This is a genomic window from Bradyrhizobium sp. SZCCHNS3052, assembly GCF_032484495.1.
Lineage (GTDB): Bacteria > Pseudomonadota > Alphaproteobacteria > Rhizobiales > Xanthobacteraceae > Bradyrhizobium.
In genome coordinates this window covers 145178-169862 of the sequence record NZ_JAUETB010000001.1, presented here as the reverse complement: position 1 = coordinate 169862, position 24685 = coordinate 145178, and the positions used below count along the sequence as shown (strand labels likewise).

At 65.5% G+C, this 24685-nt stretch carries 22 protein-coding genes; 11 read left to right on the top strand and 11 right to left on the bottom strand.

Features of this window, described 5'->3' with window-relative positions; genetic code table 11:
- Positions 1-154 precede the first annotated feature (154 nt).
- The 5 genes from QX073_RS00750 to ltnD form a co-directional block, all read right to left on the bottom strand.
- Positions 155-1858: a methyl-accepting chemotaxis protein gene (locus QX073_RS00750; RefSeq protein ID WP_315714951.1), complete on the bottom strand. Its 1704-nt coding sequence runs from the start codon at positions 1856-1858 to the stop codon at positions 155-157.
- A gap of 478 nt (positions 1859-2336) precedes the next feature.
- Entirely contained in the window at positions 2337-4364 is a 2028-nt protein-coding gene (locus QX073_RS00745) for a methyl-accepting chemotaxis protein (protein ID WP_316225169.1), read from the bottom strand.
- 278 nt (positions 4365-4642) lie between these two features.
- Positions 4643-5920 carry a 3-oxo-tetronate kinase gene (gene otnK / locus QX073_RS00740; protein WP_316225168.1) on the bottom strand — a complete coding sequence of 426 codons (1278 nt, stop codon included), beginning with the start codon at positions 5918-5920 and terminating at the stop codon, positions 4643-4645.
- Entirely contained in the window at positions 5917-6699 is a 783-nt protein-coding gene (otnI, locus tag QX073_RS00735; protein ID WP_316203770.1) for a 2-oxo-tetronate isomerase, read from the bottom strand. Before otnI ends, otnK begins: the two co-directional genes overlap by 4 nt.
- 22 nt (positions 6700-6721) lie before the next feature.
- Positions 6722-7645 carry an L-threonate dehydrogenase gene (gene ltnD / locus QX073_RS00730; protein ID WP_410052306.1) on the bottom strand — a complete coding sequence of 308 codons (924 nt, stop codon included), beginning with the start codon at positions 7643-7645 and terminating at the stop codon, positions 6722-6724.
- Between the two features lie 120 nt (positions 7646-7765).
- Here ltnD and QX073_RS00725 point away from each other — a divergent pair, with 120 nt between their 5' ends.
- The 7 genes from QX073_RS00725 to QX073_RS00695 all read left to right on the top strand — a co-directional run bounded on the left by QX073_RS00725 (position 7766) and on the right by QX073_RS00695 (position 13977).
- The gene (locus QX073_RS00725; protein ID WP_316203772.1) at positions 7766-8428 is read left to right on the top strand and encodes an aldolase; all 663 of its coding nucleotides are present in this window, start codon (positions 7766-7768) and stop codon (positions 8426-8428) included.
- Between the two features lie 22 nt (positions 8429-8450).
- Positions 8451-8663, top strand: coding sequence for a hypothetical protein (locus tag QX073_RS00720; RefSeq protein ID WP_316164362.1), 213 nt, complete (start codon positions 8451-8453; stop codon positions 8661-8663).
- A gap of 508 nt (positions 8664-9171) precedes the next feature.
- Positions 9172-10206 (top strand): ABC transporter ATP-binding protein, encoded by a 1035-nt coding sequence (locus QX073_RS00715; RefSeq protein WP_315750001.1) that lies wholly within the window; start codon positions 9172-9174, stop codon positions 10204-10206.
- 35 nt (positions 10207-10241) lie between these two features.
- Positions 10242-11531, top strand: coding sequence for a PotD/PotF family extracellular solute-binding protein (locus tag QX073_RS00710; RefSeq protein WP_315714958.1), 1290 nt, complete (start codon positions 10242-10244; stop codon positions 11529-11531).
- Positions 11532-11632: 101 nt separating this feature from the next.
- Positions 11633-12562: an ABC transporter permease gene (locus QX073_RS00705; protein ID WP_410052269.1), complete on the top strand. Its 930-nt coding sequence runs from the start codon at positions 11633-11635 to the stop codon at positions 12560-12562.
- Between the two features lies 1 nt (position 12563).
- A complete protein-coding gene (locus QX073_RS00700) occupies positions 12564-13466 on the top strand; it encodes an ABC transporter permease (RefSeq protein ID WP_316225165.1) in 903 nt (300 codons plus the stop codon).
- Between the two features lie 223 nt (positions 13467-13689).
- Positions 13690-13977 carry a GIY-YIG nuclease family protein gene (locus tag QX073_RS00695; protein ID WP_316225164.1) on the top strand — a complete coding sequence of 96 codons (288 nt, stop codon included), beginning with the start codon at positions 13690-13692 and terminating at the stop codon, positions 13975-13977.
- Between the two features lie 204 nt (positions 13978-14181).
- Here QX073_RS00695 and QX073_RS00690 read toward each other — a convergent pair whose 3' ends face one another.
- The 6 genes from QX073_RS00690 to QX073_RS00665 all read right to left on the bottom strand — a co-directional run bounded on the left by QX073_RS00690 (position 14182) and on the right by QX073_RS00665 (position 19772).
- Positions 14182-14886 (bottom strand): ABC transporter ATP-binding protein, encoded by a 705-nt coding sequence (locus QX073_RS00690; RefSeq protein ID WP_316225163.1) that lies wholly within the window; start codon positions 14884-14886, stop codon positions 14182-14184.
- On the bottom strand, positions 14870-15601 hold the full coding sequence (locus QX073_RS00685; protein ID WP_316202273.1) for an ABC transporter ATP-binding protein: 732 nt from the start codon (positions 15599-15601) through the stop codon (positions 14870-14872). The genes QX073_RS00690 and QX073_RS00685 overlap by 17 nt, the downstream gene beginning before the upstream one ends.
- Complete coding sequence (locus QX073_RS00680; RefSeq protein ID WP_316202274.1) at positions 15598-16602, bottom strand: branched-chain amino acid ABC transporter permease; 1005 nt, start codon at positions 16600-16602, stop codon at positions 15598-15600. Before QX073_RS00680 ends, QX073_RS00685 begins: the two co-directional genes overlap by 4 nt.
- The gene (locus tag QX073_RS00675; protein WP_315715789.1) at positions 16602-17480 is read right to left on the bottom strand and encodes a branched-chain amino acid ABC transporter permease; all 879 of its coding nucleotides are present in this window, start codon (positions 17478-17480) and stop codon (positions 16602-16604) included. The genes QX073_RS00680 and QX073_RS00675 overlap by 1 nt, the downstream gene beginning before the upstream one ends.
- A gap of 147 nt (positions 17481-17627) precedes the next feature.
- A complete protein-coding gene (locus tag QX073_RS00670; protein WP_315715787.1) occupies positions 17628-18872 on the bottom strand; it encodes an ABC transporter substrate-binding protein in 1245 nt (414 codons plus the stop codon).
- An 81-nt stretch (positions 18873-18953) separates the two neighbouring features.
- Entirely contained in the window at positions 18954-19772 is an 819-nt protein-coding gene (locus QX073_RS00665; protein ID WP_316225162.1) for a putative hydro-lyase, read from the bottom strand.
- A 113-nt stretch (positions 19773-19885) separates the two neighbouring features.
- Here QX073_RS00665 and QX073_RS00660 point away from each other — a divergent pair, with 113 nt between their 5' ends.
- The 4 genes from QX073_RS00660 (at position 19886) to QX073_RS00645 (ending at position 24502) form a co-directional block, all read left to right on the top strand.
- Positions 19886-20848: a LysR family transcriptional regulator gene (locus QX073_RS00660; protein ID WP_315715785.1), complete on the top strand. Its 963-nt coding sequence runs from the start codon at positions 19886-19888 to the stop codon at positions 20846-20848.
- Positions 20845-22095: a Zn-dependent hydrolase gene (locus QX073_RS00655; protein WP_316225160.1), complete on the top strand. Its 1251-nt coding sequence runs from the start codon at positions 20845-20847 to the stop codon at positions 22093-22095. Before QX073_RS00660 ends, QX073_RS00655 begins: the two co-directional genes overlap by 4 nt.
- 218 nt (positions 22096-22313) lie before the next feature.
- Entirely contained in the window at positions 22314-23225 is a 912-nt protein-coding gene (locus QX073_RS00650) for an NAD(P)-dependent oxidoreductase (protein ID WP_315749149.1), read from the top strand.
- A 119-nt stretch (positions 23226-23344) separates the two neighbouring features.
- Positions 23345-24502: an IS481 family transposase gene (locus QX073_RS00645; protein ID WP_316171311.1), complete on the top strand. Its 1158-nt coding sequence runs from the start codon at positions 23345-23347 to the stop codon at positions 24500-24502.
- The last annotated feature ends 183 nt before the right edge of the window (positions 24503-24685 follow it).

Here is a 24685-nt window from a genome sequence, read left to right as displayed (position 1 = left end):
GAGGATGATCACCGAGGAAGTCGCGAGCGATCGGATCCGGTTCACCACCTCGTGGCGGGGCCGGAGGTCAAGGAAGGCCATCATGACGGGATTTGAACTCGTTGAGACACGCTGGTCGGATCGTTGATTGAGCTAGTGAGATTGCCGCGGCCTGTCAGGCCGCGCGGACCGTCTGCAGGAAGCGGCTGACCTCGCGCTTGAGGCGGTTGCTGTCTGTCGACAGCCCCTGGGCCGCCTCCAGCACCTGGGTCGAGGCCGAGCCGGTCTCGGTGGCGCCGCGCTGCACGTCGGTGATGTTGACGGAGACCTGCTGCGTGCCGTGCGCCGCCTGCTGCACGTTGCGCGAGATCTCCTTGGTCGCGGCGTTCTGCTCTTCGACAGCGGCTGCAATCGTCGAGGAAACCTCCGACAGCCGCTCGATGCTGCCGGAGATCAGCCTGATCGCCGCAACCGATTCCTGTGTCGCCGCCTGGATGCCGGCCACCTGCTGGCCGATCTCATCGGTCGCCTTGGCGGTCTGCTCCGCCAGCGCCTTGACCTCGGCGGCGACCACGGCGAAGCCCCGCCCCGCCTCGCCGGCACGCGCCGCCTCGATCGTGGCGTTCAGCGCCAGCAGATTGGTCTGCCCGGCAATGCTATTGATCAGCTCGACCACATCGCCGATGCGGCTCGCCGCGCGCGACAGCTCGCTCACCCGCTCGTTGGTCTTCTTCGCCTGCTCGACCGCTTCGTTGGCCATGCGCGCCGATTCATGCACCTGGCGGCCGATCTCGGTGACCGAGGACGTCATCTCCTCGGTGGCCGAGGCGACGGATTGCACGTTGGTGGACGCTTCCTCCGACGCAGCCGCCACCGTGGTTGCGAGCTCGCCGGCGCGGACCGCCGTCTTGCTCAAGGTATCCGCCGAGACTTCCAGTCTGGACGAAGCCGACGAGACCGTCTCGACGATCTCGCCAACGGCGCTTTCGAAGTCGTCGGCCATCTTGTGCATGTCGGCCTTGCGGCGGGCCAGCGCCCGCTGCTCGGCTTCCTTCTGCTCCGCTTCCAGCGCGTGACGTGCGACCGCATTGCTCTTGAACACCTCGACGGCGCCGGCCATCTCGCCGATCTCGTCGCCGCGTCCTACGCCGGGGACCTCGACGTCGAGACGGCCGCCGGCGAGGCTCTTCATCGCGCTGGTCATGCGATGCAGAGGGCTGGTGATGCCGCGCCCGACGAGCGTCGACACGACGAGCAGGATCAGCAGCACGATCCCGGCCGCCATCAACGACTGCCGCGTCGAGGCCCAGGCCTGAGCCGAGAGGTCATCGATATAGACGCCGGTCCCGACCAGCCAATTCCAGGGTGCGAAGCCTGCGACATGGGTGAGCTTGGGCTGCGGCGTCTCGGAGCCGGGCTTCGGCCAATCGTAGTCGACGAAGCCGCGGCCATGCTGGCGAACCACGTCGATCATCTCTTGGAACAGCTTCTTGCCGTTCGGATCCTTCATGTCCGCGACGTCCTGCCCGATCAGCTTGGTCGAGATCGGATGCATCAGCATCTTCGCGGTCATGTCCGTGACGAAGAAATACTCGTTGCCGCCATAGCGGAGCTGGGAGGCGCGCTCCAGAGCGCGCTTCTGCGCGTCGGCGACCGAGATCGTCCCCTTCTGCGCGGCTGCATGCTCCTCGGCGAAGATGGCGAGCGCGAGCTCGGTCAGATGCCGCAGCTCGAGCTGCTTCTGCTGCTTGAGGCCGGCGGCGAGCTCACGGGAATTGAAGGCAGTCAGGCCGATCAGACCGAGGAAGCTCAGACCGATCAGGGCGTAGATCTTGATCCCGATGGTGAGCTTGAGGCGATGAGGCATTGCAAACGACATGTCAGTCTCCACGGGCGCGACTCATGCTTGGGGCGCTCGGGGACAGATCACGTCGACGGTCGAGGGGCTCGCCCTCGTCGTCGCGCAAACGGGCCCGCAGCCCACGCGTGGAAGCTACGGAACCCAATATTAAGTCTGGTTAAGACGATGTCCGTGCAAATACGGAGCAACGATCGAAAACTGATCGTTGCCCGTCCAGATCGGTAACGCGCTCCGGCTTGCCGTGCGACGCGTCGTCTCGTGCCATGCGACCGAACCAGAGAAGCGCCGTCTGCCCGTGGGACTCGACTGCGCGTTGGCCGCGAACGTCCAGACCCTACGCGCCGATTCTTAACACAAGTTAAAAACGCAGATTGACTACGCAGGTTAGTTTGCCGGCGTCGATGCAACGCGAGACAACGCAAAAGGCCGGAGCGTTCGATGCTCCGGCCGTTTAATCCCCTGCGCGACCGGAGTTGGCCGCTTCCGCGTCTCGGCGTTACGCCGCCCGCACCGAACCGAGGAAGCTCGCGACCTCCTGCTTGAGACGATTGCTGTCGCCGGACAGCGCCTGTGCCGCTGAGAGCACCTGGGCCGAGGCCGACCCGGTCTCGGCCGCGCCGCGCTCGACGTCGGCGATGTTGGACGAGACCTGCTGCGTGCCATGCGCCGCCTGCTGAACGTTGCGCGAGATCTCCTGCGTCGCCGCGCCCTGCTCTTCGACGGCGGCTGCGATGGTCGAGGAGATTTCCGACAGCTTCTCGATCGTGGAGGAGATCTCCTTGATCGCGCTGACCGACTCCTGCGTTGCGACCTGGATGCTCGAGATCTGCTGGCCGATCTCGCCAGTCGCCCTCGCGGTCTGCTCCGCCAGCGCCTTGACCTCCGAGGCGACGACCGCGAAGCCGCGGCCGGCGTCGCCGGCGCGTGCGGCCTCGATGGTGGCGTTGAGCGCCAGCAGGTTGGTCTGGCCGGCAATCGTGTTGATCAGTTCGACGACGTCGCCGATGCGGGTGGCAGCCTTGGACAGCTCGCTGACGCGCCCGGTCGTGGTGCGGGCCTGGCCGACGGCGTCGTTGGCGATGCGCGCCGATTCCTGCACCTGGCGGCTGATCTCGGTGACCGACGAGGCCATCTGCTCGGTCGCAGACGCCACCGACTGGACGTTGGTCGTGGCTTCCTCCGAGGCGGACGCAACCGCCGTCGTCAAGCCTTGCGAGCGCATCGCGGCCTGGGTCAGCGTGGTGGCGGACTGCTCGAGCTGGCTCGAGGCCGACGAGACGGTGTTCACGATCTCGCCGACCGCGGCTTCGAACTGCTCGGCCAGCCGCTGCATGTCGGCCTTGCGCTGGCGCGCCGTGATCGCGTCCTGCGCGCTCTTTTCCTCGGCCTCGGCGCGCGCCTTCTCCTCCGCATTGCCACGGATCACCGTTACGGTCTTGGCGAGATCGCCGATTTCGTCACCCCGCGATGCGCCGGGAATGGCGATGTCGAGCCGGCCGCGCGCCATCTCGCCGAGCGCCGCGTTCAGCCGCGTCAACGGCCGCGCGATCCCGAGGAACGAGAACACGACCGAACCGATCACCGACAACAGAACCGCCAATCCGACAAACAGCGTGATATAGCTCGCTTGCGCGGCGACCTGGTCTGCCTCGAACCGGGCGCTCGCGTTGCGCGCGCGCGCGTCCTGGATCGCAGAGGACATCAGCTCGCCGGCCTCGCCGAGATAGATGAGCGTGCGGTCGCGCAGCACGGCCTCCTTGATCCCCTCGGTCTTCACCACCTCGTCGTTCGCGGCGACGAAGTCCGAGGCGAGGCCATTGAGCTTGGTGATCGTGGCCTGGATCTCGCGGTCGTCGGCCAGCATGCGGGCGTCGGTCAGCGAGCTCTTCAGCCCCGGCACCGTCTGCTTCACCGTCAGGATCGTCGCGGCATCGCCAGTCATACCGAACCGCCAGGCCTGCGACCGCATGTAGTTCAACTTGGCATCGGCAGCGTGAAGCTGGCGCTCGACCCGCTCGCGGAAGGCGAGCTTCGGCAGCGACGGCGAGGCGAGCAGAGCCTTCAGGCTGGTGTTCCAGTCGTTGGAGACAGCACTGCGCTTTTCGATCTGCGTCAGCAACTTCTTCTGCGCCTCGGCGAGATCGACCGCTCCTGCGGCATAGCTCGTCATCAGCTCCTTGATCCGGGTCAGCCGGGCGCGATTGTCGGCGGTCGACACGTTGGCGAGCGCGGCGTCGATGTCCGTCACCATCCCGGTCGAGAACTGCTGAATGTCGGCGGCTGCCTTCTCTGCCTCGGCCGGCGCACGCGCCAGCCGCGCCGAACGGCCACCGAGCTGGGTCTGCTGCATGTTGATGCTGGCCGACAGCACGCTCTCGACGACGCGCCGCGCGCGCTCGGCCTGCTGATTGGCGTGGTTGACCGCTCTTTCCGCCATCAACTGGTTAGTGATCATGCCGACGGCGAGAGATGCGCCGATGGCGCCAGCGAGCCCGAGTTTGTAGCCGATCCGATTCAGTTTCATTGCCCTACCCACAGATGAACGCGTCACGCGACGGTCCGTACTGGAGGTATAGCGGTGAGGTCCCTAGAGACCGTTAATTTACGGGAGTTATCGGGCATTACACGCAAAAAACTTCTGCTTTTTCAGTGTGCGTCCCGATGCTTATGGCGGCACGACGGCGCTGCCGCGCCGAGCGACGGCTCACAAACTAAGCAGATGATGAGATCGGGACCGAGGCCAAGCACGTCGTTCCAAAATCCGGCACGGGCCGACGCAGCCGGGAGTCGGCTGACGCGCAGTTAGCGCATCAGCCCGAGCGCGTCGGCGAAAAACTGCGGCCCACCGAAATTGCCGGACTTCAGCGCCAGCAGCATGTCGCCTGCGTCGGCGCCGATCGTGCGAAGCACGGGCACGCCGGCCGCGATCTCCGGACCGACGAGGAAGCCCGGAATCCCCAGCCGATCAACGACAGCGCCCGAGGTCTCGCCGCCGGCGACGATCAACCGCCGCACGCCGGCCTGGATCAGCCCCTCGGCGAGATCGGCCATCGCCTGCTCGATGGCGTGCCCCGCCGCCTCGCGGCCGTGCCTGGATTGCAGCGCGCTGACCTGATCCGGCGTCGCGCTGGAGGCAATCAGCACAGGCCCCTTGGCGATGCGCTCACGCGCCCAGGCGAGCGCGCGCTGCGTCTCGTCCGGACCGGCGACCAGACCCGCCGCATCGAGATGCAGCACCGGCATGATGGTCTCGGCCTGCGCGATCTGCTGCAACGTCGCCTGCGAGCAGCTGCCGGCGAGGCAGGCGGCCAAGCCGCCGACGGGGGCATCGGCGTGATGCGCCAAGCCGTGGGAATGCACGCGCCCGGCCTCGACCAAAGCGCGCGCCAGACCGAGCCCGATGCCGGACGCGCCGACGGAGACCCGGCTCTTCAAGGCGGCCGCACCGATCGCGGTCAGGTCCGCATCGAACACGGCGTCGACGATCGCGGCACCCATGCCCTGCCCGGCCAGTTCCTGCAGCCGGTGGCTGATCGCCTCCGGCCCATGCACCACGGTGGCGAGATCGACCAGACCGATCTTCCGTCGGCTTTGCCGGCCGAGCACGCGCACCAGATTGGCGTCATGCATCGGGTTGAGCGGATGATCCTTGAGCGGGCTCTCATTGAGCGGCACGCCGCCGACGAACAGGTTGCCCTGGTAGACGGTCCGCCTGGTTTCCGGGAACGCCGGCGTCACCAGCACGATCGTGTCACCGGCATCGCCCGCCAGCGCGTCCATGACAGGACCGATATTGCCGGCGTCGGTGGAATCGAACGTCGAGCAGATCTTGAACAGCACGTGGTCGGCGCCCCGTGCGCGCAGCCATGTGTCGGCCTCGCGTGAGCGGGCCACGGCAAGCGACGCCTCGATCGAGCGGCTCTTCAGCGACACCACGACGGCATCGACCTCGGGCAGCGTGAGGTCATCAGCCGGTACGCCGATGGTCTGCACCGTGCGCAGGCCGGCGCGGGTCAGGGTGTTGGCGAGATCGGAGGCGCCGGTGTAGTCGTCGGCGATGCAGCCGAGCCTCAGGCTCACGGCTTCACTCCCTTGTAGGGCGCGAACCAGCCGAGCCCGTCCTCGGTGCGGCCGCGCGGATTGTACTCGCAGCCGACGAAGCCGGCATAGCCGAGCCGGTCAAGTTCCGCGAACAGGAACGGATAGTTGAGCTCCTCGCCGTCGGGCTCGTTGCGCGAGGGAATGCTGGCGATCTGGATGTGGCCGATGATGTCCATCATCTCGCGCAGCCGCATCGTGACGTCGCCATGGATGATCTGGCAATGATAGATGTCGAACTGCAGCTTCAGGTTCGGAATCTTCAGCTCGCGGACCAGATCGCGGGCGAAGCCGAAATCGTTGAGGAAGTAGCCGGGCACGTTGCGCGGATTGATCGGCTCGATCACGACGTCGAGGCCGTGGGGCGCGAAGAACTCCGCCGCCCAGGCCACCGACTTGGCGTAGGCCTCCACGGCCTTGGCGTCGCTGCGCTCGGCGATCCCCGCCATCATGTGCAGCCGCTTCACGCCGGTCGCCATGGCGTAGGGCAGCGCGGTCTCGAGGCTCGCCTTGAGATCGTCGAAGCGCTCCGGCAGCGCCGCAAACCCCTTCTCGCCGGCATCCCAATTGCCGGGCGGCAGGTTGAACAGCGCCTGCGTCAGGCCGTTGCCGTGCAGCCGCTTGCCGACCTCCTCGGCCGGATGGTCATACGGAAACAGGAATTCGACCGCAGTGAAGCCGGCCTTGGCGGCGGCCGCGAAGCGGTCGAGGAACGGATGCTCGGTGAACATCATCGAGAGATTGGCGGCGAAGCGGGGCATGGCGTGAAGACTCGTCGTGCTGCTACTTGGAGGGGCCCGGCAGCGTCGTGCCGGTGACCTGCGCATACATCCGCGCCACAGAGGCGTCGTCATCGCGGCCCATGCCGGCGGCCGACGTCATCAGGAACATCTGCAGCGCGGCGGCCGAGATCGGCACCGGAAAACGATGGCTGCGTGCCATGTCCTGGATGATGCCGAGGTCCTTGACGAAGATCTCGACCGCGCTGCGCGGCGTGTAGTCGCCGTCGAGCACGTGCGGCATGCGGTTCTCGAACATCCAGGAATTGCCGGCCGAGGCGGTGATGACCTCATAGACCTTTCTGATATCGAGACCCTGCTTGGCGGCGAAGGCGATGGCCTCGCTGGCGGCAGCGATGTGAACGCCGGCGAGAAGCTGGTTGATCATCTTGAACGCAGCGCCCTGCCCGGCGGCATCGCCGAGCTCATAGAGCTTGGCCGCCATCGCATCGAGCGCCGGCCGCGCCTTGGCAAACGCCGCCGCGCTGCCCGAGGCCAGGATCGTCAGCTCGCCTTGGGCGGCGCGCTGCGCGCCGCCGGAGATCGGCGCGTCGAGGTAGTGCCAGCCGGCGGCTTCGAGCTGCTTCGCCAGCCGCCGCGCAACGTCAGGATCCATGGTCGCGGAGGAGACGAACACGGCGTCCTTCGGCATGGTTTCGGCAGCACCGCCGGGGCCGAACAGGATGGCTTCCGTCTGCGCCGCATTGACGACGACGCTGACCACGATATCGGCGCCATCAGCCGCCTCGGCGGGAGTCGTCGCGCCCTTGCCGCCGTCGGCCACGAAACGCGCCACCGCGTCCGCCGAGACGTCGCATCCGGTCACCTCGAAGCCTGCGCGCTTCAGCGAGGTCGCCATGCCGAATCCCATCGAGCCAAGCCCGATCACGGCGACTTTCAATTGCGATGGCGACGGCATGCGGCAGATCCCTGAAGCGTTTCCCGGAGATGTCCGGTTGCCCCGGACTGCACTCTGGGTATCACGGCTTGGCCGCGTTGCCAAAGCGTGAGACAAAGCGGCAAAACAGCGACATGCGAGGAAAGACCCGTGGCGGAAACTGCGATTCGCGAGGCCATCTGCCGGTTCGGCCGCTCGCTGTTCGAGCGCGGACTGACGCCGGGCTCGTCCGGCAACATCAGCGTGCGACTCGATGATGGCGGCTGGCTGGTGACGCCGACCAATGCCTCGCTCGGCTTCCTCGATCCGGCCCGTTTGTCGCGGCTCGATGCCGAAGGGCGACTGGTCTCGGGCGATGCGCCGACCAAGGAGGTGCCGCTGCACACGGCGCTGTACCAGACGCGCGACGCCGCGCGCGCCGTCGTGCATCTGCACTCGACCCATTCGGTCGCGATCTCGATGCTGCCGGAGATCGATCCGCGCGCCGCGCTGCCGCCGCTGACACCTTATTACTTGATGCGCTGCGGCCAGACCGCGCTGGTGCCCTATCATCGTCCGGGCGATCCCGCGGTAGCCGATGCCATCAAGGGTCTCGCCGGCAAATACGCCTCGGTGCTGCTCGCAAATCACGGGCCCGTCGTGTCCGGTGACACGCTGGACGCCGCCGTGTTCGCGATGGAGGAGCTCGAGGAGACCGCAAAGCTCTATCTGCTGCTGCGCGGGCTCAACCCGCGTCATCTGTCGCCGCAGCAGGTCGACGATCTGGTCAAAGTCTTCGGCCTCACCCTGCCCGATCACAACGGTCATCACTGATCCCGCCGGCGGATGGATGGGCATGCAATATTTCGCAACAACGCCGGCCGAGATCGATGCCGCTGCCCGGGTGCTCTACGAGGAGGCCCGCTTCTATCGCTGGTTTCCGATCGCAGCCGACTCCTATGACGCGTTCGCCGCCTCTGATCCGATCGCGGTCAGCGAGCTGCGCGGCATTGCCGAGCGCATGCTGGTGGCCGCCGCGCAGGCGAGATCGCGGGCACGGCGGATCTAGCGTCCCGCCAGCCCGGCCTGCATGCGAGGTAGCCTGCGCCGCCTTGTCGCTCATCAAGCTGCCTTGCCTCGGGAGGACAACGATGCCTAATATTCAGGCAAAGTGCGACTTCGGCAGCAATCAGGGACGGATCGGTCGAGCAAGGACAACACCGGCAGCTCATCGCTGCCGCGGCGCGAGGATGCGCCCCGCTCTTCCACCATCGATTGCAGCCTATCGCTGAGCACGCCCGGAGCACGAAAGGACAGGGCAAAATGCCTCCACATCGGCGTGGGCGCGGCTGTTTGGCCGGATCGGCGGCCCATCTGAGCGGACTGACGCCGGGACCGGGGAATGCCCTTTCGAGCGTTGCATACGCATCTCATCCAGCGCGCAATCTTCACGCGCTGCTCCGCGCCCACGGCGACCCTTGGCATATCCGTTGCAGACATCAGACGGGCCGGATCGCGGGCGCCCGACGGAGCGAGCTGCGATCATGACCGACACGGGACAGGACGACGGAGGGCGGATGGCGGCGGGCGCGAGCTTGGAACTGGTGAAGGTGACGAAGATGTACGGTCACGTCACCGCCGTCGACGCAATCGACCTGCGGATTCCCGCCGGCTCCTATTGCTGTCTGCTCGGCCCGTCCGGCTGCGGCAAGACCTCCACCCTGCGCATGATCGCCGGCCACGAATCCGCGACGTCGGGCGACATCATCGTCGGCGCCAGGAACGTGACCGAGCTGCCGCCCGCAGGACGCGGCACCGCGATGATGTTCCAGTCCTATGCGCTGTTTCCGCATCTGTCGGTGATCGACAACGTCGCGTTTGCATTGAAGATGAAAGGCGTGTCCAAGCCCGAGCGCCACGCCAAGGCACGCGAGCTGCTCGAGCTGGTGGACATGCAGAGCTATGCTGGCCGCCTGCCGGCGCAGCTTTCCGGCGGCCAGCAGCAGCGCGTGGCGCTGGCCCGTGCGCTGATCACCTCGCCGCAGATCCTGCTGCTCGACGAGCCGCTGTCGGCGCTCGACCCGTTCCTGCGCCTGCGCATGCGCGCCGAGCTGAAGCGACTGCAGCGCGAGCTCGGGCTCACCTTCGTTCACGTCACCCATGGCCAGGACGAGGCCATGGCGCTGTCCGACCTCGTGGTGCTGATGAATGGCGGCCGCATCGAGCAGCAGGGCAGCCCGCGCGACATCTTCAATCATCCGCGCACCGAATTCGCCGCCCGCTTCATCGGCGGCCACAACGTGATCCCGCTGAACGGCGAGACCTTCGCCGTGCGCGTCGACCACATCCAGCTCAAGGCGCCGAATGCGGCGATCGACGGCCCGGTGGTGCCCGGCACCATCAGCAAGATCGAATATCAGGGCACCTATGTGCTGGTCGCGGTCGCGACCGACGGTGGCCCCGAGATCTCGGCGCAGCTCAGCGACGATCAGTTCGATGCACAGACCCACAGCATCGGCGAGCGCGTCGTCGTCACCTGGAACATGGCCTTCGCTGACGCACTGACGCCCCGCCCTGCCGCAGCCGCTCCGGCTGCGGAGCTGGTCACCTGATTTTCGTTTGCTCGTTCTTTCCCAAGGAGATGATCATGACTGATCGATCGAAGACGACATCCATCAGCCGCCGCTCGCTGCTCAAGGGCGCGGCGGGCGTTGCCGGTCTCGCCGGCTCCGGCACGCTGCTCAGCGCGCCCTACGTCCACGCCGCCGACGCCAAGGTGCTGCGCTATCTCGGCACCGCCGTGAACGAGGGCGACGAGATCTCCAAGAAGTGCCTCGCCGACACCGGCATCAAGATCGAATACATCACGGCGACGACCGACGACGTCACCAAGCGCGTCATCACCCAGCCGAACTCCTTCGACGTGCTCGACACCGAATATTTCTCGCTCAAGAAGCTGGTGCCGTCGGGCAACATCTTCCCGCTCGACGCGCGCAAGATCAAGGAATTCGACAACATCACGCCCGTCTTCACCAAGGGCGAGCTGCCGAACGGCAAGAAGATCGGCGGCCAGGGCACCGCGCCCTGGAAGGTGCTCTATCTCGACGGCGCAAACTCCAAGACCTTCTCGGCAACCCCGACCGAATGGGTCACGCTGATCCCGACCGTCTACAACGCCGACACGCTCGGCATCCGCCCCGACCTGATCAAGCGCCCGATCAACTCCTGGGCCGAGCTGCTCAACCCCGAATTCAAGGGCAAGGCCTCGATCCTCAACATTCCCTCGATTGGCATCATGGATGCCGCCCTCGTCGTCGAGGCGACCGGCCAATACAAATATGCCGACAAGGGCAACATGACCAAGGCCGAGATCGACCTGACGATGAAGGTGCTGACCGAGGCCAAGAAGGCCGGCCAGTTCCGCGCGTTCTGGAAGGACTTCAACGAGTCCGTCAACCTGATGGCCTCGGGTGAGACCGTGATCCAGTCGATGTGGTCGCCGGCCGTCACCAAGGTGCGCTCGATGGGCATCCCCTGCGTGTTCCAGCCGCTCAAGGAAGGCTATCGCTCCTGGGCCTCGGGCTTCTGCGTCTCCAAGGCGGTGGGCGGCAGCCCGAAGCTCGACTGGGCCTATGAGTTCGTCAACTGGTACCTGTCCGGCTGGGCCGGCGCCTATCTCAACCGCCAGGGCTACTACTCGGCCGTGCTCTCCACCGCCAAGGCCAACATGACCGAGGACGAGTGGGGCTACTGGATGGAAGGCAAGCCGGCGAAGAACGACATCAAGGCCCCCGACGGCACCCTGATGGAGAAGGCCGGCGCCGTGCGCGACGGCGGCTCCTACGAGGACCGCATGGGCAACGTCGTCTGCTGGAACGCCGTCATGGACGAGAACGACTACATGGTCCGCAAGTGGAACGAGTTCATCGCCGCCTGATGTGACCGCCATTGCTGCCGCGCCCGCGACGTCGTGGGCGCGGCAGCTCGTCTCAGACGTTTCGAAACATCCGCACCGGACGACAGGTTTCCCACGTGGCCGTGACGATCGACAATTCGCCCGACACCGTAGCGCCCGCGGAGAGCACCTTCCGCAAGCTGAGCCAGCGCTCGATCGCGTGGCTGCAGGCCGGCCCGATGATGCTGGTATTCGCGCTCTTCTTCCTCCTGCCGCTGGTGCTCGTCGTCGTCGTCAGCGCCTGGGACTACAACGAATATGAGATGATCCCGGCGTTCAGCTTCCGCGGCTATACCGACACCTTCGAAGGCTGCGTCGCGAACCTGCCCGAGTTGTGCACGATCCTGAAGACCTATCTGAAGACGCTGAAGCTGTGCCTGCTGACCTGGGGCCTGACGTTGATGATCGGCTTCTGGGTCGCCTATTTCCTCGCCTTCCACGTTCGCAGCAAGACCTGGCAGATCGTGCTGTCGCTGTTGTGCACGATCCCGTTCTGGACCTCCAACGTGATCCGGATGATCGCCTGGATCCCGCTGCTGGGACGCAACGGCCTCGTCAATCAGGGCCTGCAAGGTGTGGGCATCGTCAACAAGCCGATCGAATGGCTGCTGTTCTCCGAATTTTCGGTGGTGCTGGCGCTGGTGCACCTGTTCACGTTCTTCATGGTGGTGCCGATCTTCAATTCGATGATCCGCATCGACAAGCGCCTGATCGAGGCCGCCTATGATGCCGGCGCATCGGGCTGGCAGACACTGGTCAACATCGTCATTCCGCTGTCGAAGCCCGGCATCGTGATCGGCTCGATCTTCGTCATCACCATCGTGATGGGCGACTTCGTCACCATCGGCGTGATGGGCGGCCAGCAGATCGCCTCCGCCGGCAAGATCATCGAGTCCCGGCTGTCGGCACTGCAATTCCCGGCCGCCGCGGCCAATGCCGTGATCCTGCTCGGCATCACCATCATCATCATCTCCGCGCTGACGCGGATCGTCGACGTGCGCAAGGAACTCTGAGATGGGAGACAAGCGCCCCCGCTCCTTCTACATCCTTGCGGCCTTCTTCGCAGCCTATGTGCTGTTCCTGTACGGGCCGATGATCGCGATCTACATCCTGTCGTTCCAAGGACCGGATGGCGGCCTGACGTTTCCGATGAACGGCGTGTCGCTGACCTGGTTCGGCAAGGTGTTCTCCGGCGGCGGCATCGTCGACATCGGCGCCGCCTTCAAGCGCTCGCTGGCGCTCGGCCTGGTGGTAATGGTAATCACGGTGGTGCTGTCGGTCGCGGCCGGCATGGCGTTCCGCAAGCCGTTCCGTGGCGCCCCGATCCTGTTCTACACAGCGATCGCCAGCCTGATCATGCCCTCGATCATCACCTCGCTCGGCATCGCGCTGGAGTTCCGGCTGATCGACGACTTCGTCAACAAGCACGGCGCCGATGTCGGGCTCGGCTGGCTCGCAGACGGCTACACCACCGCGATGGGCCTGTTCACCTCGGGCCTCGGCGCGCATCTGACCTGGACCTTGCCGTTCGGACTCCTGATCATGTTCGCGATCTTCAACCGCTTCGACGGCCGGCTGGAGGAAGCCGCACGCGACCTCGGCGCCACGCCCTGGCAGACCTTCCGCCACGTCGTGCTGCCGATCATCCTGCCATCCGTTGTCGGCATCGGCCTGTTCGGCTTCACCCTGTCCTGGGACGAACTCGCCCGCTCCAGCCAGGCGATCGGCTCGGTGAATACGCTTCCGCTGGAATTGCAGGGCCTGACGACGACCGTCACCAAGCCCGACATCTACGCGCTGGGCACGCTGACATCGGCGGTGTCCTTCGTCGTGATCTTCGCCGCGCTGTCGGTGATCCTGGTCCTGCAGGCCCGCCAGCGACGGCAAGGCTCGGATGCCGGCAAGGGGATGGTGTAGCCGCGGCGGCTGGCCGAACAGTCGCCGCTGTTGCTCGACATCTTAGCCAAAGAGACCTTTGCCTTGGCCCCTGGATTGCTTCGCTGCGCTCGCAATGACGGTTGTGGCGGGCACAGCATATCCCACATACTCCGTCATCGCGAGCGCAGCGAAGCGATCCGGGGGCTGCAGCAAAGATTCCAAGTTATACTCTCCCGCCCCGCTTGATATGTTGGGTGTGCTGATGAAATGGCCTCACGTGTACATCGTGGCAAGCGGCCGCAACGGAACGCTCTACGTTGGCGTCACGAGCGACCTACCCAAGCGGGCTTACGAGCATCGCGAGGGCCTGGTCCCCGGCTTCACCAAGACCTACGCCTGCAAGCTCCTGGTCTGGTACGAGCCGCACGAAACGATGATCGCCGCCATCGAACGCGAGAAGCAGATCAAGTCCGGCAGCCGCAAGAAGAAGCTATTGCTGGTCGAAGCGCTCAACCCGCAATGGCTCGATCTTTACGAGACGCTGATCTGAGTCGAATCTCAACGTAAACCGATCAAGTGGCCCTGGATTGCTTCGCTGCGCTCGCAATGACGGTTGTGGCGGACACCGCGCCTTCCACGAACGCTGTCATCGCGAGCGCAGCGACGCGATCCAGGGGCCTCGGACGGGACTCTAGATGGCTTCGCTACGCGCCGCGAACACAACGACGCAGAGCAGGCAATTGAACATATCGCCTCACAGCCCCAAATACGCCTTCCGCACGTCCTTGTTGCCGCTGATCTCCGCCGACGTGCCCTGCATCAGCACACGGCCGGTCTGGAGGATGTAGGCGCGGTCGGCGATCTCCAGGCATTCGGCCATGCGTTGCTCGACGATCAGCACGGTCATGCCGGCGTCGCGGATGCGCTTGACGGCCTGGAAGATCTCGTCGACCAGCTTCGGCATGATGCCCTGCGACGGCTCGTCGAGCATCAGAAGCCGCGGCCGGGTCATCAGAGCGCGGCCGATCGCCAGCATCTGCTGCTCGCCGCCGGACAAGGTCTCGGCGCGCTGCTCGAGCCGCTCGGACAGCCGCGGAAACAGTGTGAATACGAAGTCGAGCGGCTCCTCGCGGTTGGCCTCGCCGCGATAGAGATAGCTGCCGAGCCGCAGATTGTCGCGCACCGAGAGCCGCGGGAACAGCCGGCGGTTCTCCGGCACATAGGCGATGCCCCTGGCCGTGATCAGGTGCTGCGCCATGCCGTCGATGCGGCTGCCGTCGAAGGTGATGCTGCCCGCACGCGGCCGCTCGGCCCCGGCGATCGACTTCAACAAGGTCGACTTGCCCGCGCCATTGGCGCCGGCGACGCAGACGATCTCGCCCTTCTCGACATTGATCGAGATATTCGAGATCGCAACCAGGCCCTGATAGGCGGTGGTGACGTCACGCACCGACAGCATGGCGGTCTCCGAGATAGGCGGAAATGACTTTGGGATCGCGGACGACGTCCGTGGGCTTGCCTTCGATCAGCACCTTGCCGAGATCGAGCACGATGGCGCGATCGACCAGCGGCATCACGATCTCCATGACATGCTCGACCATCAGCACCGTGATGCCGGTGTCGCGCACGCGGCGCACGAGCTCGACGCCCTTTTGTGACTCGACCGGCGTCAGGCCGGTCAGGACCTCGTCGAGCAGCAGCAGCTTCGGCTCAGTGGCGAGCGCACGCGCCACTTCCAGGCGCCGCTTCTCCGAAGGCACGAGATCGCTGGCGAGCACATCGGCGCGGGCGCCGAGGCCACAGAACTCCAAGACCTCATGCGCCTTCCGCCGCGCCTCGCGCATGTTGGTGGTGCGGACGAGCGCGCCGACGATGACGTTCTCGATCACCGTCATGCTTTCGAAGCTTTTCACCACCTGGAAGGTGCGGCCGATGCCGCGCTGGCAGCGCTCGGCGGCTGGCAGCGCGGTGACGTCCTCGCCGTTGAAGATGATGGCGCCTTCGGTCGGCTTGAACGCACCGGCGATCAGGTTGAACAAGGTCGACTTGCCGGCGCCGTTCGGACCGATCAGGCCAACGATCTCGCCGCGCCCGACCGAGATCGAGACGTCGGAGTTCGCCGTCAGGCCCGAGAAGCGCTGGGTGATGTTGCGGGTTTCCAGCAGCGCGGTCATGACGCCACCGCCTCTCGCACCGGATTTGCGGCCGGCTTCGGCTTGCGGGAGAACAGGCTGACCAGACCTTGCGGCCGCGCCAGCGAGATCGCAACGATCAGGCCGCCATACACGATCAGGTCGACGCCGCGGCCGGAGCCGCCGATGAAGGAGCGGGTCAGCTCGGTCAGCGGGATCAGGATGACCGCGCCCAGCATCGGTCCCCACAGCGTGCCGATGCCGCCGAGCACGGCCGGGAGCGCCATCAAGAGCGAGAACTGGAATCCCATCACGCTTTCAGGATCGATGTAGGACACGAACTGCGCATAGAAGCTGCCGCCGATCGCGACCAGGAAGGCCGAGACGGCCGCCGCGCCCATCTTGGAGTTGAACACGTCGACGCCGAGGCTCTCGGCGGCGACCGGATTGTCCTTCACCGCGCGCCACCAATAGCCCCACTTCGAATCCTCCAGCCACCAGGTCACGAACCAGGCGACGCAGGCGAGCACGAGCGCAAAGTAGAAGTACGGCAGCTTGGAGCGGGTGAACTGGAAGGTCAGCCACGAGTCACGCCGCACCGGAATGTCGATGCCGAGTGCCGCCCCCGCCCAATCCCAGTTCTGGAACAAGAGCAGCGTGATCTCGGCGATGACGATGGTTGCGATGACGAAGTAATGGCCGCCGAGCCGGAAGCAGGGATAGCCGAGCGCCATGGCGATCAGCGCCGAGATCAGACCGCCGGCGAGCATGCCGAACCACGGCAGCACGCCGAACTTGGTGAACAGAATTGCGGTGGTGTAGGCCCCGAGCCCGAAATACAGCGCGTGCCCGAGCGAGATCTGGCCGCAATAGCCGGACAGGATGTTCCAGCTCTGCGACAGCGCCGCGTACATCAGGGTGAGCACCATGATGTTCTGGACGTAGACGTCCTTGACGAAGAACGGCACGACGGCGGCGATGGCCGCAAGGAAGGCGGCGAGGACGAGGTCGCGCCGACGGCGTTGGATGAATGCCTTGTCCATCAGATCGATCCGAACAGGCCGCGCGGGCGGATGAAGACGACGAGGAGATAGACCCCGTAGATTCCGACAGTCTTCAGCGACGGCGGCAGGATCAGCGTGGTGATGGCCTCGACGAGGCCCACCACGATGCCGCCGGCAAAGGCGCCGAATACGCTGCCGAAGCCGCCGAGCGCCACCGTCACATAGGCGATGGTCGCGAACGACGCGCCGACGTCGGGAAAGACATAGAAGAAGATCGCCATGACCGCACCGGCAAGGCCGACCAGCGCCGCACCAAGGCCCCAGCCGAGTGCGAACACCTTGTTCTTGTCGATGCCGACCAGCGCCACCGCGCCGGCATCCTCACGCGTCGCCTCCAGCGCGCGGCCGAAATCGGTGCGGTGGATGAAGAAGTACAGGCCGGCGAAGGCGGCGATCGCAATGAGGGCACCGACCAGCTGCGGCTGCGGCAGATAGATGCCGGCGATCGAGATCGTCTTGCCGCCCAGCCAGGAGTGCGGAATGCTGCGATAGTCAGGGGTGAAGAAGTACTGCGCGACACCGCGCATCAGCACCGCAAGGCCGAAGGTGGAGAAGATCTGCACCATGCCGGTATTGGCCTTCGCCCTGACCGCAAATCTGACAATCAGAAGATAGACCACCGCGCCGAACACGAAGAGAGCAGCGGCGACGATCGGCGCCGACAGCAGCGGATCGAGCGCGAAATACGCGAACAGGAAGAAGGTCGCGTACATCGCGATCATCAGGAACTCGCCGTGGGCGAAGTTCACGACGTCCATCAGGCCGAAGATGAGCGCCAGGCCAACGGCGATCAGCCCGTAGAGCAGGCCCATCAAGAGGCCGCTGGCGAGACTTTGGATGATTGTTTCTGCTGTCACTTCACTTGCTCCCCGTCATTGCGAGCGAAGCGAAGCAATCCAGACCTTCTTTGCGGCCCCTGGATTGCTTCGTCGCTGCGCTCCTCGCAATGACGGAGCACGACAGATGCTCCGCCATGGTCTCCCCGCCCCTCGGGCCGAAGACGCTTACTTCATCGGCCAGGTGGCTTGGGCCACCGCGGCCTGGGTCGGGAAGATGGTGACGAACTTGCCGCCGACATATTGCAGCAGCACCGGATCGGCGTCGTTGTTCTGGCCGTTCTCGTCGAACTTCACCCGCTTCCACGGCATGATGGTCTGCTCGCCCGGCATGTCGGTCGCGGCCAGCGCGTCGCGGATCTTCTCGCCGTCGGTGGACTTGGCGCGGTTGATGGCGTCGGCCATCACGATCAGGCCCATGAACTGGCGCGACGAGTAGTCGTTGAAGTCCTTGCCCGACTTGGCCTTGAACATGTCGTTGATCTTGCCGACCATCGGCCGCTTGGCGGCGAGGTCGAGCGAGAACGAGCCGCGCGAGATCACGCCTTCGAGCTTGTCGCCGACCGCGTCATACAGCGCCTTCTCGGAGAAGCCGGCGTCCTGCGCCACGATCGCATTCGGCTTGTAGCCGAGCTCGGCCATGGTCTTGACCAGCAGGATGCCGTCCGTGGTGTAGCTCGACGGCATCAGCACGTCGGCATTGGCGGCCTTGAGCTGCTGCACCTCGGCCGACAGCGACGGCGAGTTGGCGCGGTACTTGATGTCGGCGACGATCTTGTAGCCGCGCTCGTTGGCGAGCTTGAGCTGGGCATTGCTCGAATCGGTGCCGAAGATGGTGTCCTCGTGGAACAGGGCTAGCGTGTCGATCTTGGTGCCCTTCTTCTTCATCGCGTCGAAGAAGTCGAACATCGCCTGCGAGAACATCTCGTCATGCGGGGCGGCGCGGAAATAATACTTCAGGCCGCGGCGATGCAGGCTCGGCGAGGAATTGTCGGCCGACAGATACGGAATCTGGTAACGCTCGCAGATCTGGCTCGCCGTCACCGCGACGGCGCTCTGATAGGAGCCGATGACGGCTGCGACCTTCTCCTGGGTGATCAGGCGCTCGGCCTCGGCGCGGCCCTTCTGCGGGTCGGCCTGGTGATCGGCGAACACCAGCTTGATCTTGGCGCCGCCGAGGCCCGGCAGACCCTCGGTACGGGCCAGCGGCAGGTCGTAGTCGAACTTGCCGTTGATGATCTCGGCCGCCGTCTCGAACGCCCGCTGCGCGTCGACGCCGATCTGGGCGCTGGCGCCGGAGAACGGATAGATGACGCCGATCTTCACTTCCGACGTCTGGGCGCGGGCGGCGATCGGACCGAGCGCAGCGGCGGCGGTGGCTCCAAGCAGGACGTTTCGGCGCGTGATGGTCATGGCAAGATCCTCTGATGAAAGCGCATCGATGAAGCGGTTGAGGTCGACGGTAAAGGCTCAATGAGCAGCATGGCTGCCTGATTAGAGGACGGCGAGATCCTTGTTCTTGAGATCGGTGATCAGCATCAGGCCCGGTGCGTGGGTGATGGCGAAGGGCAGCCTGGCCGCAGCGATGACCGCCTGCGGCGTCACCCCGCAGGCCCAGAAGACAGGAATTTCGTCGGCGCCAACCGGCACCGGGTCACCGTAGTCCGGCTTGCTGATGTCGGCGATGCCGATCTGGTCGGGATGGCCGAGATGCACCGGCGCGCCGTGCACGGCGGGAAAGCGCGTCGTGATCTGCACCGCGCGGATCGCCTGCGCCGGCTTGAACGGACGCATCGACACCACCATCGGCCCCGCGAACGGCCCCGACGGCGTGCAGGCGATGTTGGTGCGATACATCGGCACGCGGCAGCCCTGCTCGATGTGGCGGATCGGCAGGCCGTCGGCCATCAGCGCCTCCTCGAAGGAAAACGAGCAGCCGAGCACGAAGGCGACGAGGTCGTCGCGCCAATGCGCCATGAGATCGGTCGGCTCCTCGACCATCTCGCCATCGCGCCAGACGCGATAGCGCGGCACGTCGGTGCGGATGTCGAGATCGGCGCCGAGCGCCGGAATGTGCGGATTGCCCGGATCGGACATGCCGATGATCGGGCACGGCTTCGGGTTGAGCTGGCAGAAGCGGTGGAAGGCGCCGGCGTACTGCTCGGGGATAACAGCCAGATTGCCCTGGACGAAGCCGTGGGCGACGCCCGCCGTGCTCCAGCCCCTGCCCGCGCGATAATCCAGGCGGGCCCGATGGCTCGGGAGAAGATCCGTCTCGCCGGCTGATTGCTGCACTGCCGCAGAAACAGTCATTTGTGCCACTTGCCTAATATCTCGACAAACTCACTGAACATCAGCCATGCTATAAAGTCTAATCTTCGTTTTTAATCAGGATCGATAAGACAAATTGATCCGAGCGGGGCGCGATGCTGGATTTCCGTTCCATCGAGACCTTCCTCTGGGTCGTGAAGCTTGGCAGCTTCCGCGGCGCGGCGCAGCGCCTCAATACGACCCAGCCCGCCATCTCCCAGCGCATCGCCCAGCTCGAGCGCGAGCTCGGCGTCAAGCTGCTCAACCGCGATCATCGCGTGGCGTCCCCGACCGCGAGCGGCCGGCAGATGCTGGTCTATGCCGAGAAGCTGATCGGCCTGCGCGCGGAGATGCTGGCCGAGGTCGGCGACCGCTCGGCGATGCGCGGCGTGCTCCGGCTCGGCGTCGCCGAGACCATCGTGCACGACTGGCTGCCGCGGCTGATCAAGAGCGTCAACGAGAGCTATCCGAATCTGTCGCTGGAGATCGAGGTCGACGTCACGCCCCATCTGCACGCGCGGCTGCTGGCGCAGGAGATCGAGCTCGCCTTCGCGCTGGGCGCGCCCTCCGAGTCCGGCATCCGCAGCCGCGTGCTGTGCGACTATCCGATCAGCTTCCTCGCCAGCCCTGCCCTCGGCTTCGGCACGGGCGTGGTCACCGCCGAGCAGATGGCGCGGTTTCCGATCATCACCTTTCCGCGCAACACCCAGCCCTATGACAACGTGCGTTCGCTGTTCAACCGCCCGCATCTGCCGCCGATGCGGCTGCACGCCAGCGCCTCGCTGGCGACCGTGATCCACATGGCGGTCGAGGGGCTCGGCGTCGCCGTCATTCCGGCCGCGATCGTCGCCAACGAGATCGAGAGCGGCCGCCTGCAGGAGTTGAAGACGGACCTGAGGATTCCACCGCTGACCTTCACCGCTAGCTGGCTGTCGTCGCCCGAGATGATCGCGATCGAGCGCGTCGCCGAGCTCGCAGTCCGGACGGCGCAGACGGCCAGCCATCCCTCTGCATCGGTTGACGGGCTCGTCGCGGCGCGCGATGGACAGGATGCCGGAGTACAGGGAATTCAAGCATGAGCCGCGCCGTCACCAATCTGCAGATCGATTCCGCCCGCCTCTGGGACAGCATCCACGAGACCGCCAGGTTCGGCGCCACGCCGAAGGGCGGCGTGCGGCGGCTGACCCTGAGCCAGGAGGACAAGCAGGTCCGCGACTGGTTCCGGAAAGCCTGCGAGGATGCCGGGCTCGAAGTGCGCGTCGACACGCTCGGCTCGATGTTTGCACTTCGCAAGGGGCGCGACATGGCGAAGCCGCCGGTCGGGCTCGGCTCGCATCTCGACACCCAGCCCACGGGCGGCAAGTTCGACGGCATTCTGGGCACGCTCGGCGCGCTGGAGGTGATCCGCACCCTCAACGACGCCGGCATCGAGACCGACGCGCCGCTGTGCATCGTCAACTGGACCAATGAGGAAGGCTCGCGCTTCGCGCCGGCCATGATGGCCTCGGCCGCCTATGTCGGCGACTTCACGGTCGAGGACATTTTGTCGCGGACAGATGCCGCAGGCATGACCGTGGGCGCGGCGCTGGACGAGATCGGCTATCGCGGCGCGACGGCCGTCGGCACGCAGAAATTCTCCGGTTTCGTCGAGCTGCACATCGAGCAGGGTCCGATCCTGGAGGCCGAGAACAAGACCATCGGCGTGGTCGACCACGGCCAGGGCGTGTTCTGGTACGACGGCAAGGTCACGGGCTTCGAGAGCCATGCCGGCTCGACGCCGATGCCGCTGCGCCGCGACGCGCTGCTGGCGCTGTCGGAGTTTGCGCTGACCCTGGAGCAGATCGCGCTCAAGCTCGGGCCGAACGCGGTCGCGACCATCGGCGAGGCCGTCATCGCCAATCCCTCGCGCAACGTGATCCCCGGCGAGATCGCCTTCACCATCGATTGCCGCAGCGCCAATGCCGAGACGCTGGACGCACTCGATGCCAGCCTGCGTGCGGCGGCGAACGAGATTTCCAAGAAGCGCAAAGTCGAGATCGTGATCGACCAGGTCTGGCGCAAGCCGCCGACGCATTTCGATCCGAAGCTGGTCGACGCCGTCGAGCGCGCCGCCGGCACGCTCGGCTATTCGCACCGCCGCATCACCTCCGGCGCCGGCCACGACGCCTGCAACCTCAACACCATCATGCCGGCCGCCATGGTGTTCGTGCCCTGCAAGGACGGCATCAGCCACAACGAGCTCGAGGACGCGACGCAATCCGACTGCGCCGCCGGCGCGAATGTCCTGCTGCACACCGTCCTGTCGCTGGCGGGCGTGGCGTCGTGATCTACTGCTTCAATCTACTCCAATATCAATGATCAATCACAAGCCTGAATAGCGCGGGCACGCTGGGCTCCCCTCCCCCTTGCGGGGAGGGGTCGGGGGTGGGGGTCCACAACGGCGGTGTCGCCCGGGGCTACCCCCTCCCCAACCCTCCCCCACAAGGGGGGAGGGAGTTCGCCTCTGTTGCCGCACTAGCCAGGCAGGACAACTAGGAGGTATCCGTGCGCGGAGTATTCATCGACGCCAACGACTCGCTGGCCGAGATCTTCGAGCGGCAGCGCAAATCGGGCGATCCCGAGATGCGCGTGCATCTCAACCCCGACATCAAGCCGGAGGACTGGCCGGCGATCCTCGACGGCGCCGAGATCGGCGTGGTCGATCACACCGCCCTGCCCACCGAGGTCGCGAAGCAGTGCAAGGGCCTCAAGCACGTCGTCTTTCTCGGCACCGGCGCGCGCAGCTACATGAACCCCGAGGAGCTTAGCCAGCTCGGCATCACCGTGCATTTGATCAAGGGCTATGGCGACACGGCGGTTGCCGAAGCCGCCATTGCGCTGATGTGGGCCTCGGCGCGCGGCATCGCGCAGATGGACCGCGAGATGCGCGCCGGCAACTGGCTGCGCGACGACGGCATGCAGCTGACCGGCAAGACGCTCGGCCTGATCGGCTTCGGCGGCATCGCCGCCGAGGTCGCGCGCATCGCGTCGGGCAGCGGCATGAAGGTGATCGCCTGGAACCGCTCGCCGAAGAGCCATCCGGGCGTCGACTTCGTCAACCTCGACACGCTGCTGCAGCAGAGCCATGTCGTCTCGCTGCACCTCCTGCTCAACGACGAGACCCGCGGCTTCCTGTCGCGCGAGCGCATCGCGCAGATGCGCAAGGGCGTGATCTTCGTGAACACCGCCCGCGCCGCCATCATCGACGAGGCCGCGATGATCGACGCCCTGCGTTCCGGCCACATCCGCCACGCCGGCCTCGACGTCTTCAACACCGAGCCGCTGCCCGCCGGTCACGTGCTGACCACGATCCCGAACGTGACGCTGTCCGCGCACTCGGCCTTCCGCACCCCGGAGGCGAGCGAAAACCTGATCCACGCCGCGTGGGAGCACTGCCGGCGGGTGGCGACAGAGTAAACGCTCTCTCCTCCGTCATTGCGAGCGCAGTGTTCAGCCCGGGGACATAGCTGACGGGTGTTCGGGGAGATGGTTGACACTTCAAAATCGGCTCGATTCGTCAAGCAGAGGGGCGAGCGATGCCGTGGCGAGAGGTGTCTGTCATGGACCAGCGACGAGAGTTTGTGATGCTTGCCAAGCAGGAAGGGGCGAACCGGCGGGAGCTGTGTCGGCGGTTCGGCATCAGCCCTCAGACGGGCTACAAATGGATCCAGCGGCATGACGCTGGGGACACGGCGCTGGCGGATCGGTCGCGGCGGCCTCATCGAAGTCCGGAGCGCACCGCGGCTGCGACCGAGCAGCAGATTGTCGCATTGCGCGATGCTCACCCGGCCTGGGGCGCGCGCAAGCTCGCACGGTGTCTTGAGCGTGATGGTCAAGCTGTCCCGGCGATATCTACCGTGCACACCATCCTGCGCCGCTACGATCGAGTGGTCGAGCCTGCAGGCGCGCCCGGACAGCCCTACACGCGGTTCGAGAAGGATGCGCCCAATCAGCTGTGGCAGATGGACTTCAAGGGGCACAGTGCGCTGGAGAACGGTGTGTCCTGTCATCCGCTGACAGCGTTGGACGATCACTCCCGCTTCTCGTTGTGCCTGGCGGCTTGTGACAACGAGCGCGGCTCTACGGTCAAAGGACATTTGGAGACGACGTTCCGCCGTTATGGACTGCCGGATGCGATGTTCGTCGACAATGGTGGCCCCTGGGGATTTACCCTCGAAGACCCCTGGACCGCGTTGACGGTCTGGCTTCTGAAGCTCGGCGTTCGAACGATCCACAGCCGGCCCTACCATCCTCAGAGCCGCGGCAAGAACGAACGCTTCCACCGTAGTCTGAAGGCCGAGGTGTTTGCCTTCAGGCGCTACCGTGATCTTCCCGATGTCCAGCGGGCACTCGACGGATGGCGCTCCATCTACAATCTCGACCGGCCGCACGAGGCCTTGAACTTCGACGTGCCGGCAAGCCGCTATCAACCGAGCCAACGTGCGATGCCAGACCGGCTTCCGATCGTCGAATACGACGAGGGTGAGAGCATCCGTTCCGTGTCGAGCACGAAGGCCTACGTCAGTTTCGAGGGGCGGCTCTGGAAAGTCCCGCAAGCCTTCCGAGGTGAGCGGCTGGCTATCCGGCCACTCAGTGCCGACGGAAAGTTCGGAATTTTCTTTGCCGCACATCAGATCGCAGCGATTGATCTGCGCGACCCCAAAACTGTCAACTATGTCCCCGAACAGGTGTAAGCTATGTCTCCGGGCTGAACAGCAGCGAAGCAATCCAGAGTCCCGCGGCGACCCTGATTGCTTCGTCGCTGCGCTCCTCGCAATGACGTTGTTGGTCGAGCTGTCGCCTAAACTACCGCTGTCGTCCCGGCCAACGCAGGCAACCTATACCGCGTGATTGATCGAGAGCGGACGGTGGCAATC